The sequence below is a fragment of the Pseudomonas cerasi genome, from assembly GCF_900074915.1.
Taxonomy (GTDB): Bacteria; Pseudomonadota; Gammaproteobacteria; order Pseudomonadales; family Pseudomonadaceae; genus Aquipseudomonas; species Aquipseudomonas cerasi.
Map to the genome: position 1 here is coordinate 2,780,774 of NZ_LT222319.1, position 16,720 is coordinate 2,797,493.

Genomic DNA, 16,720 nt, shown 5'->3' on the forward strand with positions numbered 1-16,720 from the left:
CCTGTAGGGGACGATTGAAAAGAAGGTGTGCAAGCGCCGCTGACTTATGCGAAGGCACGCGGAAAAAAGGTTGCCAACAGGTTATTTCAATTAAACCGATGCACGGCTCGGTTTTACCGTAAAGAATTAATCACATCCGCCGAGAGCCTGACAAGTGAGCCGACAATTAGCTGTCCGGTTCGCATGATGAGCAGCAAGCCACGTGTGCTTTGACTGTGGTAACAGAGAAGCCTTGCGATGCTGAAAAAACTACCGGGTGCCTTGCGTGCCCTGATGTCTGTGCCTGCTGATAACCCCAGGTTGTTGCAGGCCCAATACGTTGCGTTGTCCCGGCAACTGCCTTTGATGTACTTTGTGCTGCTGGTCAATACCTGGGCGTTGGCGTTCACCCACTGGCGAACCGCTCCGGTGTGGCTGACGCTGCTGGTCCCGGCGCTGCTTACGGTTATCTGTGCCGTCCGTGCACGCAAATGGTTGCGCACGGTAAACCGGCCGCCACCCGCTCCGGCGATCATTCTGGCCACGCTGCGTGGCACACATGGCCTGGCAGGCGTGATAGCGGCCGGGTTTGCCGCCTGGTCGCTGTCGCTTTACCCCTACGGCGATGCCTACTCCCAGGCGCATGTCGCGTTTTTCATGGGTATTACGGTGATCGTCTGCATCTTCTGCATGATGCACTTGCGGCCTGCAGCGCTGACCACCGCCCTGGTCGTCAACACCGCCTTCGTCATTTTCTTCGCCTCGACGTACAACGTTACCTTTATCGCCACAGCGGTGAATATCGTGCTGGTGTCGATCGGCATGCTGATCATTCTTCATTACCAGTACCGCGATTTCACCAGCCTGGTGAATGTGCAGGTAAAGACCGAGCAACTGAGTAACGAGAATCTGCTGCTGGCCAATCAGGACAGCCTGACGGGCCTGCCCAATCGTCGCCAGTTCTTCCAGACTCTGGATGCCGCGATGACCGAGGCAATGGCGCAGCGCAGCGGCCTGGCAGTGGGGGTATTGGACCTGGACGGGTTCAAGCCGGTCAATGACCTCTATGGTCACCGCATCGGCGACCGTTTGCTGATGCTGGTGGCTGAACGCCTGACCAGCGCCTCGAGTGACAAGGTGCATGTGTCGCGACTGGGCGGTGACGAGTTCGCGCTGGTGATCAAGGGTGACATGGACAGTGACGCGTTGCTGGCGTTTGGCAAACACCTGTGTGACCTCATGCACGAAAGCTTCGAACTGTCGGACATGCCGATCCAGATTGGCGCGACACTGGGCCTGGCGACGTACCCGGCCACGGCGGATAATGCGACCCAGCTGTTCGAGTTTGCCGATTACGCGCTGTATCAGGGCAAGAACCATAACCCCGGAACCACCTGCCTGTTCTCCGCCAGCCACCGTGAGCAATTGCATGCCGACGGCGTTACCGAACAGGCCTTGCGGCGCGCCAATCTGGAAACCGAGTTCCACGTATCGTTTCAGCCGATCATTGAGAGCTGCACGCGCGAAACGGTGGCTTTCGAGGCACTGGCGCGCTGGAACAGTCCGGAGCTGGGGTCTGTTTCGCCGGCGCATTTCATTCCGATCGCCGAGCGCATCGGCATGATCAACAAGCTCACCGTGCCCTTGTTGACCCAGGCGCTTGGTATGGCCCTGTCGTGGCCCGCGCCTATCAGGCTGTCGTTCAATCTGTCCGCGCACGACTGTGCGACCTGGGAAAGTGTCAGCAGAATTGTCGAGATCATCGAACACAGCGGCTTCGATGCGTCGCGGCTCGATCTGGAAATTACCGAAACGGCGGTCATGCAGGATATTGCTCAGGTGCAGCAGGCCATTACCCAGTTCCGCAAGCTGGGTTGCGGTATCTCGCTGGATGACTTCGGCACCGGATTCTCAAGCCTCAGTCAGTTGCACGCGCTGGCGCTGACCAAGCTGAAGATCGACCGCAGTTTTGTCACCGGCGTGCACCACAACCCGGCCAGTTACAAGATCGTCAAATCGCTGGTTGCCTTGAGTCTGGACATGTCTCTGGGCTGCGTGATCGAAGGCGTCGAAACACAGGATGAGCTGAATGCACTGACCACCCTGGGTTGTACGATGGTGCAGGGCTACTTCTACAGCCCGCCGATCAGTTTTGCAGAAACGCTGGCCTGGATTGAAATACCCGATGAAGAGCGCACCTTCGGTTACGCCGCATCGTGCCCCCTCTGATCGATTGCATGTGGGCGATTCTCTCGGGCGTGCGTGGGGTAAGATGCGTTTTTTGATCCCCACGGAAGCCTTTTGATGAGCAAACCCGGGCAGACCGTCCTTGTTGCGTTGCGCAAGATGATTGCATCAGGCGAGCTGGCTGCCGGCGAGCGTCTGATGGAGGTGCCGACTGCCGAGCTGTTCGGCGTTTCGCGCATGCCGGTGCGCATGGCGTTCCGGACGCTGGAGCAGGAGGGGCTGCTGGTGCCCTTTGGCGGGCGTGGTTTTCAGGTGCGCTCGATCAGCCCGATGGAAATCGCCGGCGCGGTGGATGTCCGAGGTGTCCTTGAGGGGCTTGCCGCGCGGCAGATGGCCGAGCGCGGCCTGACCCAGGAGGCGCGTGACGAGCTGGAGGCCTGTCTGGTACAGGGTGACGCGCTGTTCGAAAAGGGCCATGTCACTGAAGATGACCTTGAGGTCTATCACGACATGAACATGCGCCTGCATCGCGTGATCGTCGAGGGTAGCGGCAATCGCGCCATTGCCGATGCACTGTCACGCAACGACCATCTGCCTTTTGCCTCGGTAACCGCGCTGGCCGTGGATCGCGACAACCTGATTCGCGAATACCGGCGGTTCAATTTCGCCCATATGCAGCATCACGCCGTCGTGGATGCGCTGGTGAATGGGCAGGGCGCTCGCGCCGAGGCCATCATGCGCGAGCATGCCAATGCCACCTTGCGCTATGCAGAAATCTTCGGCACCGGGCAGAAAGAGCGCATGAAGGTCATTCAGCGCCCGGACTGATCAGATGTCGAGCACCAGCACGGGCGTCTTGGAACGTGAGCAGCAGGGCGTGAACTGATCGTTGAGCGCCTGCTCGTCTTCGGTCAGAAACAGATCGCGATGATCCGGAATGCCTTTCAACACCCGCGTCAGGCAGGTGCCACAGACACCTTGTTCACACGACAGCGGAATATCGATACCGTGGCTTTCGAGCACCTGAGCGACCGTTTTATTGGCCGGAATGGCAATGACCTGGCCGGTACTGGCGATCTCGATTGAAAAACTGCCATCGTTGCTGGTGTCGACCGGCTCTGCGGAGAAGTACTCGCGGTGCAGGGTGTCCTCGGGCCAGCCAGCGGCCCGCGCGCTGTCGAGGATGTATTGCATGAAACCGCCCGGCCCGCACACGTACAGGTGGGTATCGGGCTGTGGGCGGGCGAGTACTTTGCCAGCCTCCAGCGCAGTGTCCGGCTGTTCATCGAAGTGCAGCGTGATGCGCTCGGCAAATGCCGAATGCTTCAGGCGCTCGATAAAGGCGCCGCGCTCGGCGGAACGCACGCAGTAATGCAGCTCGAAATCGGCAGCCTCCAGCGCAAGTTGTTCAGCCATGCAGAGAATGGGTGTGATGCCAATACCGCCGGCGAACAGCAGCGTGCGCCGGCTGTTTTCAGCCAGCGGGAACAGGTTGCGCGGTTCACTGATGCGCAACTGTGCGCCAGTCTGAATCTGTTGATGCAGGCTACGCGAGCCACCACGCGAAGCCGGGTCGTTGAGGACGCCGATCAGGTAGCGGTGACGCTCGTTCGGGGCATTGCACAGCGAGTACTGACGAATCAGCCCGTCAGGCAGGTGTACGTCAATGTGCGCGCCTGCGGTGAACGGCGGCAACAGCGCTCCGTCTGCCCGCACCAGTTCAAAGCTGCAGATGTCCAGCGCTTCATCGTTGCGTGATAACACCGTCACGTCGATCATGTCAGGTCCTCGGGTGACCGCGGCACGGGTCACTTCTGATTGTTTTCTTGGTGTTTCGACGGGCAATGGCCGGTCATTTCGTCGCCATCACGGGAATCTGCTCGCCGCGACCGGCCTGCTCGGCAGCGATCAGGCGCTCCAGGATCTTGCGTGACTGCACGCCACCGGCGTCGATATTGAGCTTGAGCAGGCTGCGATGCGGGTGCGTGAGCAGGTTCTGTTGCTGGCGTTCAAGCATTTCCAGGTCTTCGGTGAAGATCTTGCCCTGGCCTTCACGGATGCTGGCGGTCAGCTCTGCATCAGCGGGATTGAAGTTGCGCGCCATGCCCCAGAAGTACCAGATGGAGGTGTCGGTCTCGGGGGTGATGAAGTCGACGACGATGCTCGACGCCTTGAACTCTTTGGGCGCGTGATAGCCGCCTTTGCCTGCATGGGCTACGCCAACTTCGATCAGCACATGGCTGGGCGGCGTGAAGCGGCAGATCTGCCAGCGATCGACCGGCACGTCATCGGCCAGGTTGTTGCCACGCAGTGCCATCTGCCAGAACGGCGGCGGCATGATGTTTTCCATGTGCCGGGCGGTAACCACTTCCTCGCCTTCGACCGTTGTGACGGGCGCTGCCTCGTCGATTTCCTTCTGGCCGATGCTTGACGCATGCACATAGGTTTCGTGGGTGAGGTCCATCAGGTTGTCGATCATCAGGCGGTAATCGCACTGGATATGAAACAGCCCGCCGCCGTAGGCCCAGTCGTCGCTGACTGCCCATTCCAGATGGTGGATGAGTGCCGGGTCGGCCTTTTCCCGGTCACCGGGCCAGACCCAGATGAAGCCGTAGCGCTCGACCGCTGCGAAGGTCTTGTTGCAAGGGAAGCCGCGAACACGCTGGCCGGGCATTGAAACAGTCTTGCCGTCGCCGCCCATGACCAGTCCGTGGTAACCACACACCAGTTGGCCGTTCTCAACATAACCCAGCGAGAGCGGGGCGCCGCGATGCGGGCAGAAGTCTTCGACGGCAATGACCTGCTGGTCCTGGTCGCGATAGAACACCATCTTTTCGTTGCAGATCTGCCGTCCCAGAGGCTTGTCGGCGACTTCATCCGCTGTACAGGCGACGTACCACGCATTTTTCGGGTGCATGATGGTTCTCCACGGTTCGATTATTGATCTTATGGATCCACAGAATGAATCATGTTGTTTCCTCGCGATTATTAATGCCACAGGATCGAGATTAATCCAATGATTAATTTAGTTAACTATTATTTAATGGATCCACAGAGATTGATCAGCCGGGGCTGGATACCAGCAGCGCCGCTCGCAGGCGCGGCGCGAGTGCTTCCAGCAGGGTCTGCACAGAACGCAGGGCGCGGCAGTCGGGGCGGGTCAGCAGCCACAGGTCAGTGCGGCGGCCTTCCAGAGGACCGCTCAGGCGTTCGACCGCACCCAGGCCCTCGACCGTGAAACCGGTCAGCGCCGCCACGCCCAGGCCGGCAGCGACCAACTGCGAGACAGCCGACATGTTGCTGCAGCGGTAGCTCGGTAATACCCCTGGAAACGCCTGTTTGCGCCAGATCACCGAGGTGTGGTCGGGCATCGAGTCGTCCGGGCTGATCCAGGGGATCGAGGCAGGGTTTTGCGTCAGGGCCTCGCGGTATTCGGGGCGACCGCAGACAAAGTAGTCGGCACTGCCCAGGCAGCGCCCGATCAGGTGCTCGGGAGGCGTATTGGTCAGGCGCAGGGCGATGTCGGCATCGCGACGGCTGAGGTTGGCAAAGGCGTTGGAGGTGGCCAGCTCCAGCGTAAGGGCAGGGTACTGCGGCATGAAGTCCGCCAGCGCGGGCAACAGCAGGCTGTGCAGTACCGCATCGGTACAGGTCAGACGTACCGTGCCGCTGACGACTTGCTCGCCCTGCTGCAAAGCGATGCGCGCAGCGGCAAGCGCCTGTTCGGCACGCTCGGCCTGTTCGGCCATGGCCTGAGCGGTATCGGTCGGTACGTACCCGCGCCGGTTCTTTTCAAACAGCGCGGCACCAAGGGCGGCTTCCAGACGACGGATCGAGCGAAACACGGTCGATACATCAACCTGCAATAGGTCGGCGGCACGGGCGAGGGTGCGGCCGCGAATCAGGGCGAGCACCAATGAAAGGTCGGCGTGGGTGATTTCATATTGCATTGGTGCATTGTTCCTTTGCCTGAATGCGTATGTTTGTTGCGCGGATGACTATCCTAGACTGGTTTCATTCCCGCTGGATAGCGTCCGGTAATCGGCGCTGACCACTCAGATTTCACTCAGGATTCAACCTATGTCGCGACCTCCCTTGATTGGTGTCACCGCCTGCCGTCAGCAGTTGGGCAAGTACTCTTCTCACACCGCAGGCGACAAGTACGTCGAGGCCGCAGCCTTCGCGGGCATGCCGGTAATCCTGCCTGCGCTCGAGGTGCCCACCGAGCCTGCGCAGCTGCTTGCGTCACTGGATGGCCTGTTGTTTACCGGCTCGCCGTCCAACGTCGAGCCGCGTCACTACAATGGGCCGGCGAGCGTGGGGGGCACCGCCCATGACGTCTTCCGGGATCGCACAACTTTGCCATTGCTCAGGGCTGCCATCGCTAAGGGGGTGCCGGTGTTGTGCATTTGCCGCGGCTTTCAGGAGCTGAATGTCGCGCTGGGCGGCAGCCTGCATCAGCGGGTCCAGGAGCTGCCCGGCTATCTGGATCATCGCGAGCCGCAAAGCGAGGTGCTGGCGGTGCAGTACGCGCCAAAGCATGCCGTGCAGGTACAGCCTGGCGGTTTGCTCGACTCGCTGGGGCTGGCACCGGGGTTCGAGGTCAACAGCCTTCACAGTCAGGGTATCGATCGCATGGCGTCGGACCTGCGCGCGGAAGCATTGGCCCCCGACGGTCTGGTCGAAGCGGTGTCCATGCCTGGTGCGCCAGGCTTTGTGCTGGGTGTGCAGTGGCACCCGGAATGGGCGTTCATGGACAACCCCGTGTCGCTCAGCCTGTTCAAGGCCTTTCGCGAGGCCTGCCAGAGGTATGCGCGCAGCAGTCGCTAGAGCGATGAGCTGCTGAGTGTTGTGGGCAAACGTGATTTAATATCCGGCTTGATGGCTTCGGGTGATGGACGATCCATTGCACCGGGGCGCTGCCTCATTCACCGGATATCTTTCACATAAGGCCACTATGGATACGGGAGCACGACTCAAACTGGTGCGTGAAAGCTACAAGCTGTCACAGCGTGAGCTCGCCAGACGCAGTGGTGTGACCAATGCCACGATTTCCCTCATCGAACAAAATCGTGTCAGTCCTTCCATCAGCTCGCTGAAAAAGCTGCTTGAAGGGATTCCCATGACGCTGGCGGATTTCTTCACGTTCGATCAGCCTCCGGGTCAGGATCAGTACGTGTTTCGAGCCGGTGATCAACCCGATCTTGGGCGCAACGGTGCCCGCCTGCTGCTGGTCGGCGCGACGTTGCCAAGCCGGCAGATGCGCTTTCTGCGTGAGCAGTACGCGCCGGGCGCCGACTCGGGCGATGAACCCATCGTCCACAGCGAAGGTGAGGAGTGCGGTCTGGTGACGCGCGGCACCGTGGAGCTGACCATCGATGGGCAGGTCAACATTCTCGGTCCGGGTGACGGCTATTACTTCCCGACCACCTTGCCGCATCGCTTCCGCAACATCGGCCAGGACGAAGCGGAGATCATCAGCGCCAACACCCCGGCCAACTTCTAGGTGCCGATAGCCAACGATGCCTTGCGCCTAACGAAGGCTCCAGGAAATACCGGCATAAATCCCCATCCCGTCGGCGGGTGTCGAGCGTGCGATGTCTTTGCCGTTGCCGTCATAGCCGGGTGTCACGGTGCTGGCGTAACGCTGGTTAGTCAGATTGCGCAGGTCCAGCCAGGTCTGCCAGTCTTCGCCGGGTGACGCGTAGCCCAGTGTGGCGCCCAGTAAGGTGTACTGATCGGCGTAAAACGAGTTGGCGTAATCGACCGCGATCCTCGACGCGTGCTCAGTGTTGAGTGCTACGTAAACGCCGACAGGATGGCTGTAGCGCAGCTCGGCCTGATAGTAATGCCGGGGGATACCCGGCAGCGCGTTGTCGCCGAAGCGGTCGTCGTTACGGTAGTGAAAGTCGCTGAACGTGTAGGCCTGGCGTAAATCGACCTTGCCCGCAGCGCCTCCCCGCCACAGCGGGCTGTCCAGGCTGAGTTCGATACCGGTATGGATGGTCGGGCTGGCGTTGGACTCGGCAATGACTTGCGAGCCTGTCGCGCTGGCTGCCTGGGTTTCGACACTGAGCAGTTCATGTCTGACCTGCGAGTAATACCACCCTGCGGTCCAGCCGCCTGCTGCGCTATTACCCTTGCCGCCGAGCTCCAGCGTAGTCGCGGTCTGATTTTCAAGTTTGACGCCAATACTCTGCAGGCCGGTCGCCGCACCGCTGCCTGCTGGGAAAAAACGGTTGGAACCCCAGATCATTGACCAGGCGTGCGGCGGCTCGACCGAGCGACTCAGATTGCCGTAAAGCTGCAATTGCGGCGTGAAGTCGTAGCGCAGGCCCAGCCGGGTGGCATAGTCCCAGGCATGAGTGCTGACGGCCTGTTGGGTTGCGGGGTAGGTGACCTCTGTTTCGCGACGGGTATAGAGGGCGGCAACGCCCGTTGTCAGCCACAGGTCCGGTACCAGTTCCAGATCATTGCTCAGGTGCAGCACGCTGTCCGAGCCCAGGTAGCTGTAATCCCGGGTTCTGGTCCCTGGCACATAGCCTGCGGTGTTGCCGGCAGGCACGCGGACGAATTCCGATGCGCCGTTGTCAGGCAGCCCCTTGGTGGTTCGCAGTCCCAGCGTGGTCGTGCTCTGATGGCCAGACACGGTGTCCTGGCGTATGTAATTGAGCGTGCCGCTGATATCGGTGTAAGCGACTTTCAGGCGATTGGTGCCCTCGCGCAGGTCCATGGGGTAATCGTGATAGACCAGACCCGTTTCGAGGCGTGAGCTTTCATCCAGATAAACAGTGGTCTTGTTGCCGAGCCAGGTGCTGCCGGGTTGCAGGCGTTTTGAGTCGCGCGTACGGTTGAGCGCATTGGCCGTCTGTGGATCATGGCGGATCTGCTCGCGGGTCAGTCTGCCCGGCGAGTCGTTGTCGGTTTCCCGGTAACGAAAGAAGAAGCGGGTTTCCAGATTCGGGCTGAACCGGTAACCGACGTTAGCTGCGATACCCTGGCTACCGCCGGCACTCTGGTCCTGGAAGCCGTTGTAGCTTGAGTCGGTCACGCTGACGTAATAGTCCAGATCGCCCAACACCTGTCCCGAGCTGATCTGCCGTTTCGAGTAACCGTGGCTTCCTGCTTCGTAGCGCAACTGCAGCCTGGGCTCGTCATAACCGGTGTGGGTGACATAGTTGACCGCGCCACCCAGCGCCAGCGAGCCCAGTTCAAAGCCATTGGCACCGCGTCGTACTTCTACGTGGCTAAGCCATAACGGCTCCTTGAGTTCGTAGGGCGTACCGCCGGGGCCGGTCAGCGGCAAGCCGTCGAGCATTTCGAACAGCCCGGAGGCATGCGCGCCAGGCGCCCGGTTCAGGCCCGAACCACGAATCGAGATTTTTGCCCCCTCACTGTTGGCGGCCTTGGCGTAGATGCCGGGCTGGTACTTGAACACGTCTTCATTGTTGGCGACCCGTCCTTGCTCGACGGTGTTCATATCGACAATGTTAGTACCGCCCGGAACTTCCCGTAACGCGTCGCGCGCGATTTGCGCCGGGCTGTCGATACGTGAGCCGTCCACTTCGATGTTGGACAGGCTGACAACATCAGCCTCGGCGACACAGGTAAAAGCAAGAGCCGTACTGAAACCGAACAGTTGCAGGGTCAGGTTCAAGGGGGAAAGCAGAAACGGTGGGTGGTACTGCAAGTGCATACGCCTTGTGGTTCACGGCCAGCGTCAACTGCCAGCCCTGCGTGCTCTGGAAAAGGGACAGGTGTTCGATGCCTGATGTGTGACTGGCGTCACTAAACCGGTGAGTGAACAGTCGATGCCGGGCGATATTTTCAGGCTGTTCAATGTACTAACTGAATATAATTTGCTTTTTGTCTGCTCAGCGAGAACCCTTTCAGGCTTCGCCAGTCCTAGCCATTAGAGAGAGCATTCGCACTAGCCCAATAAACAGTCGTGGAGTTTCTGGAGTGTCGGAAAATAAAGCCCGAGTCGACAATGCGGCGACGGGAGATATCAAGCATCAGGGAAAAGATATCTTTTTCGCAGCGGTAGAAACGACACGGATGCCGATGATCGTGACGGACCCCAATCGCCCCGACAACCCCATCATTTTTGCCAACCGTGCATTTCTGGAAATGACCGGTTATGCGTCAGAAGAAATCATCGGTAGCAACTGCCGGTTTCTTCAAGGGCCGGACACTGATCGGGCGGTGGTGAAATCCATTCGCGATGCAATCGACGAACGCGTCGATATCTCCACTGAGATTCTCAACTACCGTAAGGACGGTTCAACGTTCTGGAATGCCCTGTTTATTTCTCCGGTGTATAACGACGCGGGTGACCTGATCTATTTCTTTGCGTCGCAGCTGGACATCAGCCGCCGTCGAGATGCCGAAGAGGCATTGCGTCAGGCACAGAAGATGGAGGCCTTGGGGCAGCTTACCGGTGGCATCGCGCACGACTTCAATAACCTGCTGCAAGTGATGGGCGGTTATATCGACTTGATCGGCAGTGCGGCAGAGAAACCCTCCATTGACGTGCAGCGTGTCCAGCGCAGTGTTCATCACGCCAAGTCTGCTGTTGAACGCGCCAGCACATTGACCAAGCAATTGCTGGCATTTGCCCGCAAACAGAAGCTGCAGGGGCGAGTCCTCAATCTCAATGGCCTGGTCTCCACGACAGAGCCGTTGATCGAGCGTACTTTTGGACCGGAAGTGGTGATCGAAACCGATCTGGATCCGGCACTGAAAAACTGCCGCATTGATCCCACCCAGGCAGAAGTTGCCTTGCTGAACATTTTCATCAACGCCCGGGACGCGCTGATTGGCAGGCCCAACCCCAAGATATTCATCGAAACCCGCAATCTGGTCGTCGATGAGCTGGCCAATATGTCCTATGACGGTCTGTTGCCGGGGCGTTATGTTTCTATTGCGGTGACGGACAATGGCATCGGCATGCCCGCGAGTATCCGTGATCGGGTAATGGACCCGTTTTTTACCACCAAGGAAGAAGGCAAGGGTTCCGGGCTTGGTCTTTCGATGGTCTACGGCTTTGCCAAACAGTCGGGCGGCGCGGCGCGTATTTATACCGAAGAAGGTGTCGGTACTACGCTGCGCTTGTATTTCCCGGTAGACGAGGCGGTACTGAGTAAAAACGATCCGCCGAAAGCTTCGGAAAGGCGCATTGGCAGCTCCGAGCGGATTCTGATCGTGGAAGACCGTCCTGACGTGGCCGAACTGGCGAAGATGGTGCTGGATGATTACGGCTATGTGTCGGAAATCGTCCTCAACGCCCGTGAGGCACTGAAGCGCTTCGAGGCCGGCAGCACGTATGACCTGTTGTTCACCGACCTGATCATGCCGGGCGGCATGAACGGGGTAATGCTCGCGCGGGAAGTCAGGCGCAGGTACCCCAAGGTCAAGGTGCTGCTGACCACCGGCTACGCTGAGAGCTCGATCGAGCGAACCGACATTGGCGGCTCAGAGTTTGAGGTGGTGTCCAAGCCCTGTATGCCGCAGGACCTCGCCAGGAAGGTCAGGCAGGTTCTTGACGGGCCTAACGGTATCGCCTGACGGCACTGGCAATGCACCTGCGAAGGCCTGACTGTTCTCAGTCGGGCCTTCATGCTTTTTGGCGCACAGTGCACGGCGCTGTCTTTATTACGATACCTGCGCGCATTCCTGCAGAGTTGCGTATATCCAGTGAGTATCGACAGTTAAAAGTTGGCAACAGGTTAATTCTCGTCTGTTATTAGCAGGCGTCAGACAACTTCAACAATTAGAGCAAACAGCCTAATGAAACGGTACGTGTGTAAAGCGCTTGGAGCATCGGGCGACGGTTACGTTCCGTTGCTGTGCGTCATTAACAATACTGTTCTATTGTGCTGTGTACAGCCTGAAAAAAAGTCTATAAAAGTTTTAAACTTCTTGAACGTCGCCTGGGTCATTGATGGGTACGTCACACATTTGTGCGTTCACTGCCAATGACTCAAAGGACTATGACTATGATTCGCGACGACCGTATCGCCCCAGGTGCCCCTGTGTACCACGAAACTCATGCAGCGGCTCCGCTGCTTAAACGAATCTCCTGGAGTGCGATTCTGGCCGGTGTTGTTCTGGCCATGGTTGTGTCGCTGTTGCTGAACCTGCTGGGTACGGCAATCGGAAGTGCCAGTATCGATCCCATGCAGGAAGCCAATCCACTGTCCGGTATGGGTACGGGCGCAGGCATCTGGGTCGTTGTAAGCTCGGTGATCTCGCTGTTCGTCGGCGGCTGGGCCGCGGGACGTCTCGCGCAGCGCGAAGGCGCGTTTCATGGCCTGCTGGTGTGGGCGACTGTATCGCTTATCACTGTTTATCTGGTCTCCAGCGCAGTGACCGGCGTCGTACGCGGTGGCCTCAATCTGGCAGGCAGCGGCATGTCGGCCCTGGGCAGCGGTATCGCACAGGTGGCTCCGGCCGTTGGCAGCAAGATTCAGGATCAATTGCGCGCTCAGGGCATTGATTTCAATCTGGACGATATCCAGGGCGAAATCGAAACGGCCATGCGTCAGACCGGCAAGCCCGAGCTGAACCCGGACAACGTCAAGCAGGAAGCTCAAGCGACTCAGCAGGATGCGCAGAATACTGCCAAGCAGAGCGCACAGAATCCTCAGCAAGCTGACGAGCAATTGAGCGGTCTGATGGATCGCATCAAAGCCAAAGGCGACCAGGCTTGGGATGCGGCTGATCGTCAGGCGCTGGTCAATCTGATCAAGGCGCGTGGCAACAAGACTGATGCCGAAGCCAATCAGATCGTCGATCAGGCTCAGGCCAGCTATCGTCAGGCTTATGCCAAGTATCAGGAACTGAAAGCTCAGGCAGAACAGAAAGCCCGTGAAGCAGCTGAAGTGACTGCCAAGCGCGTTTCGCAAGGTGCCTGGATTCTGCTTATCACTCTGGTGATCTCGGGTCTGGTAGCTGCGGGCGCCGGTGTACTGGGTCGTCGTACTCAGCCGCCAGCCAAGGTAGTTGCTGCGGTCTGATTCACTTAAAAAGCGTGAACTGATGTATCGAATGGGGGGCGATTATCGCTCCCCATTTTTTTGTTTTCATATAGCTGCGATGAAGTCTGAACAGAGCCTGAACTGTTCACGATCAAGGCAGGGATTTCACCCTGAAGGTTTCATGGGTTAACAAATTCTCAACAATAAGTCTCTTATACTTTATCGCTCGGTTTGTATGTTTCTCCCTTCCACGGTTTTGCGGTAATTCCCTTGATGACTTCTCGCGTACTGTCTCCATTGCTTTTGTTAGTGGGCGCGTTGCTGTTTTTTCTCGCACTGGGCAATCACCAATTACAAAACTCGACAGAACCCCGCGTGGCGGGTATTGCCATGGAAATGCACCTGAGTGGTAACTGGGTGACGCCGAAGCTTAATGATCAACCGTTCCTGGAAAAGCCGCCGATGAGTGTGTGGCTGGACGCTGCGTCCATCGGGGTGTTCGGTGCGACTCCCTGGGCGGTCAGGCTCGCATCTGCCTGTGCGGGTCTGTTTAGCGTGTTGCTGCTTTACAGCATGCTGCGTCGTTTCGGGCGCCCTGTTTTTGTGGCCTGGGTGGCTGCGTTCATGCTCGCGACCCAGGCCAGCTTCTGGAGCAATTCGCGGCAGGTGGGCGAGGACGCGCTGCTGACGCTGGGCGTGAGCATGGCGTTGCTGGGCTTTTTCCACGCCAGTCAGCGTCTGCGCAACGACGAATCCTGCGCAGGAGCCTGGTTGCTGTTCGTAATGGGCATTGCGCTGGCAACCCTGAGCAAGGGCGTGCTGGGCCTCGCGATGCCGGGTGTGGTCATCTTCGTCTGGCTTGTTTGCGAGTCGTTGCAGAGCAAACGCATTGTGCTCGCCCACTGGCTACGCCCGGCGATGTTCACCGTCCTGGCCCTGGTGCCGCTGTTGGTATGGCTGTGCTTTCTATACGGGCAGGGCGGTACGCAGTCGCTGAAGGATGTGCTCTGGACTAACAGTGTCGGACGCTTTAGTGGTTCGTTCGAAGAAGCGGGGCATTACGAGCCGTTCCATTACTACCTGACGAAGCTGCCCGAGGCCTTTTTGCCATGGAACGTGCTCGTCTACCTGGGGCTGTGGCATTTCCGCAAACAGTTGCTGGCCAATCGTTACCTGCTGTTTTTCAGTCTGTGGTTGATCGCGCAGTTCCTGCTGTTGTCGATGGCCTCGAGTAAACGCATGGTTTATCTGATGTCACTGGCCCCGGCGGCGGCCGTAATCGCGGCGGAATACGCTTTTGTGTTGGGCGAGCGGCTCAAGGCACGCTCGCAAGGCTCTGCGTCAGCTGCGTTCGTGGTACGCAACAGACGGGCGATGACGGTGGCCGGAGCCGTATTGATTGTGACGGGGTATCTCGGCGCAGCCCTCTGGCTGGCACCGCGAGCAGACCGGCAGTTGTCGTTCCTGCCGCTGACCGACAAGGTTCATGCCCTACAGGTCAAGGGACGCCATGTGGACTTATTCCAGCCCAGCGAACGGCTGGCGGGGGCCAGCGTGTTCTATAGTCAGAGCCTGCTGAAAACACTCGCTAGCAACGCTGAATTGACTGGTTTTCTTACCAGCGCTGACGGCAATGTCGCTGTGATGGAAAGCATGCAGCCACCCGAACCGCCTCTGCGGATTGTTGACAGCGTAAAGGTCGGGGATCGTATCTACTATTTCGTCAGTCAGGCACCGCTGAGAGTGGCTGTCAGTTACTGACAGCCACTCTGCACGGCGAGCGTCGCAGGTTTGTTATACGGCCTGACTGCTCGCCACTTGATCATGCGGTATCCACTGCTTCTGCGGGATCGGCAGATCGCACGACTCACCGCGACCGATGGGGAAGTAGTGAAAGCCGCGTTTTGCCAGTCGTTCGGTGTCATAAAGATTGCGTCCGTCGAAGATGACCGGGGCGTTCAGGCGCTGCTGGATCAACTCGAAATCCGGAGCTTTGAACTGCTGCCATTCGGTGCAGACGATCAATGCATCAGCCTCGTTGAGCGCTGATTCTGGCGTCCCCATGAGAATCAGATCCTTGCGATGACCATAGAGGCGCTGGGTTTCCTGCATGGCTTCGGGGTCGAACGCGCGCACGCTGGCCCCCGCGTCCCACAGCGCTTCCATGAGCACGCGGCTGGGGGCATCGCGCATGTCGTCGGTGTTGGGCTTGAATGCCAGGCCCCACAGGGCAAAGGTCTTGCCGCGCAGGTCGCCCTGATAGAACGCGTTGACCCGCTCGAACAGTTTGTTCTTCTGTCGTTCGTTGATGGCCTCGACCACCGACAGCAGGTCGTTGGAGCAATGCGCCTCTCTGGCGCTGTGTATCAACGCACGGATGTCCTTGCCGAAGCATGAGCCGCCATAGCCGCAACCGGGGTAGATGAAGTCGTAACCAATACGTGAGTCGGCACCGATGCCCAGCCGCACGGACTCGACGTCTGCGCCCAGATGTTCTGCCAGCTCGGCGATCTGGTTGATAAAGCTGATTTTGGTCGCCAGCATGCAGTTGGCGGCGTACTTGGTCAGTTCGGCGCTGCGCAGGTCCATGAACATGATCCGCTCATGATTGCGGTTGAACGGCGCATACAGCTCGCGCATGACGTTGCGCACCGCTTCATTTTCGCAGCCGATGACGATACGGTCCGGGCGCCGGCAATCGTTGACCGCCGAGCCCTCCTTGAGAAATTCCGGGTTGGAGACGATATCGAACTGCAACAGCCGGCCCGCCTGACGCAGCGCCTTGTCGATGTGGCTGCGCAAGGCGTCGCCACTGCCGACCGGTACGGTGGATTTCTCGACGATGATCAGTGGTTCGCGTCGATGCCGGGCGATAGCTTCGCCCACCGCGAAAAAGCCGCTCAGGTCAGCTGAACCATCGTCTCGAGAGGGCGTGCCGACCGCGATGAACAGGACCTCGGCATGCTCCACCGCCAGTTGCCCGTCGGTAGTGAAGTTCAGACGCTGCTGATCCAGATTTTCACGCACCAGGTTGGCCAGGCCAGGCTCGTAGATATGCACCTGGCCCAGGCGCAACTGATCGATCTTGGCCTGATCAATGTCCATGCAGACCACATCGTGGCCGACTTCGGCGAGCACTGTCGCTTGTACCAGGCCGACATATCCGCTACCGAAAACGCTGATTTTCATGGGAAAGATCCTGAGGTGATGGGTCGCACATGCGCCGGAGGTTGATGGTCAAGACACCTGCCACGATCAGGGTGACACCCACAGTTTTCGATACCGTGAACGTCTCGTGGAAAAACGGCAGCGCTGCGGCGAGCATATAAACCAGCGCGTAGCTGATACTGAGCAGCGAATAGGCACGGCTCAGGGGCAAGCCCCGCAGGGCCAGTAGCCAGAAAAGCATGGAGAGCGCATAAGCGGTGATCGAGGCGCAAACGACCACCAGTGCACGGAGATCGAGCTGCGTCGGATTGTGCAGTTCGAGCCATTGAGCGGGCGAGGGCAGGCGGCTCATGCTCCAACGCATGCCCAGTTGCGCTGCGCTGACCAGCGCCACACTGGCCATGGCG

General features: G+C 59.0%; 13 protein-coding genes. 7 read left to right on the forward strand and 6 right to left on the reverse strand.

Annotated features, from left to right (window positions below):
• The first annotated feature begins 237 nt into the window (after positions 1-237).
• Together PCPL58_RS15105 and PCPL58_RS15110 are read left to right on the forward strand one after the other, a co-directional pair.
• A complete protein-coding gene (locus PCPL58_RS15105; protein WP_003435351.1) occupies positions 238-2,208 on the forward strand; it encodes a putative bifunctional diguanylate cyclase/phosphodiesterase in 1,971 nt (656 codons plus the stop codon).
• A 75-nt stretch (positions 2,209-2,283) separates the two neighbouring features.
• On the forward strand, positions 2,284-2,994 hold the full coding sequence (locus PCPL58_RS15110) for a GntR family transcriptional regulator (protein WP_065349796.1): 711 nt from the start codon (positions 2,284-2,286) through the stop codon (positions 2,992-2,994).
• Here the strand turns inward: PCPL58_RS15110 and PCPL58_RS15115 are convergent, their stop codons facing one another.
• The 3 genes from PCPL58_RS15115 to PCPL58_RS15125 form a co-directional block, all read right to left on the reverse strand.
• The gene (locus tag PCPL58_RS15115; RefSeq protein WP_065349797.1) at positions 2,995-3,945 is read right to left on the reverse strand and encodes a PDR/VanB family oxidoreductase; all 951 of its coding nucleotides are present in this window, start codon (positions 3,943-3,945) and stop codon (positions 2,995-2,997) included. It abuts the gene before it with no gap.
• Positions 3,946-4,018: 73 nt separating this feature from the next.
• The gene (locus PCPL58_RS15120) at positions 4,019-5,083 is read right to left on the reverse strand and encodes an aromatic ring-hydroxylating oxygenase subunit alpha (RefSeq protein ID WP_003370890.1); all 1,065 of its coding nucleotides are present in this window, start codon (positions 5,081-5,083) and stop codon (positions 4,019-4,021) included.
• A 145-nt stretch (positions 5,084-5,228) separates the two neighbouring features.
• Entirely contained in the window at positions 5,229-6,116 is an 888-nt protein-coding gene (locus PCPL58_RS15125) for a LysR family transcriptional regulator (protein WP_065349798.1), read from the reverse strand.
• Between the two features lie 130 nt (positions 6,117-6,246).
• Here PCPL58_RS15125 and PCPL58_RS15130 point away from each other — a divergent pair, with 130 nt between their 5' ends.
• Together PCPL58_RS15130 and PCPL58_RS15135 are read left to right on the forward strand one after the other, a co-directional pair.
• A complete protein-coding gene (locus tag PCPL58_RS15130; RefSeq protein ID WP_065349799.1) occupies positions 6,247-6,996 on the forward strand; it encodes a gamma-glutamyl-gamma-aminobutyrate hydrolase family protein in 750 nt (249 codons plus the stop codon).
• 127 nt (positions 6,997-7,123) lie between these two features.
• Positions 7,124-7,672 carry a cupin domain-containing protein gene (locus tag PCPL58_RS15135; protein ID WP_003344936.1) on the forward strand — a complete coding sequence of 183 codons (549 nt, stop codon included), beginning with the start codon at positions 7,124-7,126 and terminating at the stop codon, positions 7,670-7,672.
• A 27-nt stretch (positions 7,673-7,699) separates the two neighbouring features.
• On the opposite strand, the gene PCPL58_RS15140 is transcribed toward PCPL58_RS15135, so the two are convergent.
• Positions 7,700-9,862 (reverse strand): TonB-dependent receptor family protein, encoded by a 2,163-nt coding sequence (locus PCPL58_RS15140; protein ID WP_232002941.1) that lies wholly within the window; start codon positions 9,860-9,862, stop codon positions 7,700-7,702.
• Between the two features lie 266 nt (positions 9,863-10,128).
• On the opposite strand from PCPL58_RS15140, the gene PCPL58_RS15145 reads away from it, so the two are divergent.
• The 3 genes from PCPL58_RS15145 (at position 10,129) to PCPL58_RS15155 (ending at position 14,906) form a co-directional block, all read left to right on the forward strand.
• Positions 10,129-11,733: a hybrid sensor histidine kinase/response regulator gene (locus PCPL58_RS15145; RefSeq protein WP_044308042.1), complete on the forward strand. Its 1,605-nt coding sequence runs from the start codon at positions 10,129-10,131 to the stop codon at positions 11,731-11,733.
• Between the two features lie 431 nt (positions 11,734-12,164).
• Positions 12,165-13,184, forward strand: a complete 1,020-nt coding sequence (locus PCPL58_RS15150; protein WP_003435335.1) for a hypothetical protein — start codon at positions 12,165-12,167, stop codon at positions 13,182-13,184.
• A gap of 234 nt (positions 13,185-13,418) precedes the next feature.
• Entirely contained in the window at positions 13,419-14,906 is a 1,488-nt protein-coding gene (locus PCPL58_RS15155; protein WP_065349800.1) for an ArnT family glycosyltransferase, read from the forward strand.
• A gap of 33 nt (positions 14,907-14,939) precedes the next feature.
• Here the strand turns inward: PCPL58_RS15155 and PCPL58_RS15160 are convergent, their stop codons facing one another.
• Both PCPL58_RS15160 and arnF read right to left on the reverse strand, forming a co-directional pair.
• The gene (locus PCPL58_RS15160) at positions 14,940-16,334 is read right to left on the reverse strand and encodes a UDP-glucose dehydrogenase family protein (protein WP_003435331.1); all 1,395 of its coding nucleotides are present in this window, start codon (positions 16,332-16,334) and stop codon (positions 14,940-14,942) included.
• Complete coding sequence (gene arnF, locus PCPL58_RS15165) at positions 16,312-16,716, reverse strand: 4-amino-4-deoxy-L-arabinose-phosphoundecaprenol flippase subunit ArnF (RefSeq protein WP_003370934.1); 405 nt, start codon at positions 16,714-16,716, stop codon at positions 16,312-16,314. Before arnF ends, PCPL58_RS15160 begins: the two co-directional genes overlap by 23 nt.
• Positions 16,717-16,720 lie beyond the last annotated feature (4 nt).

Excerpts from the sequence above, each read along its gene's own strand:
- PCPL58_RS15105 (WP_003435351.1), top strand. The coding sequence starts at position 238 with ATGCTGAAAAAACTACCGGGTGCCTTGCGTGCCCTGATGTCTGTGCCT.
- PCPL58_RS15110 (WP_065349796.1), top strand. The coding sequence starts at position 2,284 with ATGAGCAAACCCGGGCAGACCGTCCTTGTTGCGTTGCGCAAGATGATT.
- PCPL58_RS15115 (WP_065349797.1), bottom strand. The coding sequence starts at position 3,945 with ATGATCGACGTGACGGTGTTATCACGCAACGATGAAGCGCTGGACATC.
- PCPL58_RS15120 (WP_003370890.1), bottom strand. The coding sequence starts at position 5,083 with ATGCACCCGAAAAATGCGTGGTACGTCGCCTGTACAGCGGATGAAGTC.
- PCPL58_RS15125 (WP_065349798.1), bottom strand. The coding sequence starts at position 6,116 with ATGCAATATGAAATCACCCACGCCGACCTTTCATTGGTGCTCGCCCTG.
- PCPL58_RS15130 (WP_065349799.1), top strand. The coding sequence starts at position 6,247 with ATGTCGCGACCTCCCTTGATTGGTGTCACCGCCTGCCGTCAGCAGTTG.
- PCPL58_RS15135 (WP_003344936.1), top strand. The coding sequence starts at position 7,124 with ATGGATACGGGAGCACGACTCAAACTGGTGCGTGAAAGCTACAAGCTG.
- PCPL58_RS15140 (WP_232002941.1), bottom strand. The coding sequence starts at position 9,862 with ATGCACTTGCAGTACCACCCACCGTTTCTGCTTTCCCCCTTGAACCTG.
- PCPL58_RS15150 (WP_003435335.1), top strand. The coding sequence starts at position 12,165 with ATGATTCGCGACGACCGTATCGCCCCAGGTGCCCCTGTGTACCACGAA.
- PCPL58_RS15155 (WP_065349800.1), top strand. The coding sequence starts at position 13,419 with ATGACTTCTCGCGTACTGTCTCCATTGCTTTTGTTAGTGGGCGCGTTG.
- PCPL58_RS15160 (WP_003435331.1), bottom strand. The coding sequence starts at position 16,334 with ATGAAAATCAGCGTTTTCGGTAGCGGATATGTCGGCCTGGTACAAGCG.
- arnF (WP_003370934.1), bottom strand. The coding sequence starts at position 16,716 with ATGGCCAGTGTGGCGCTGGTCAGCGCAGCGCAACTGGGCATGCGTTGG.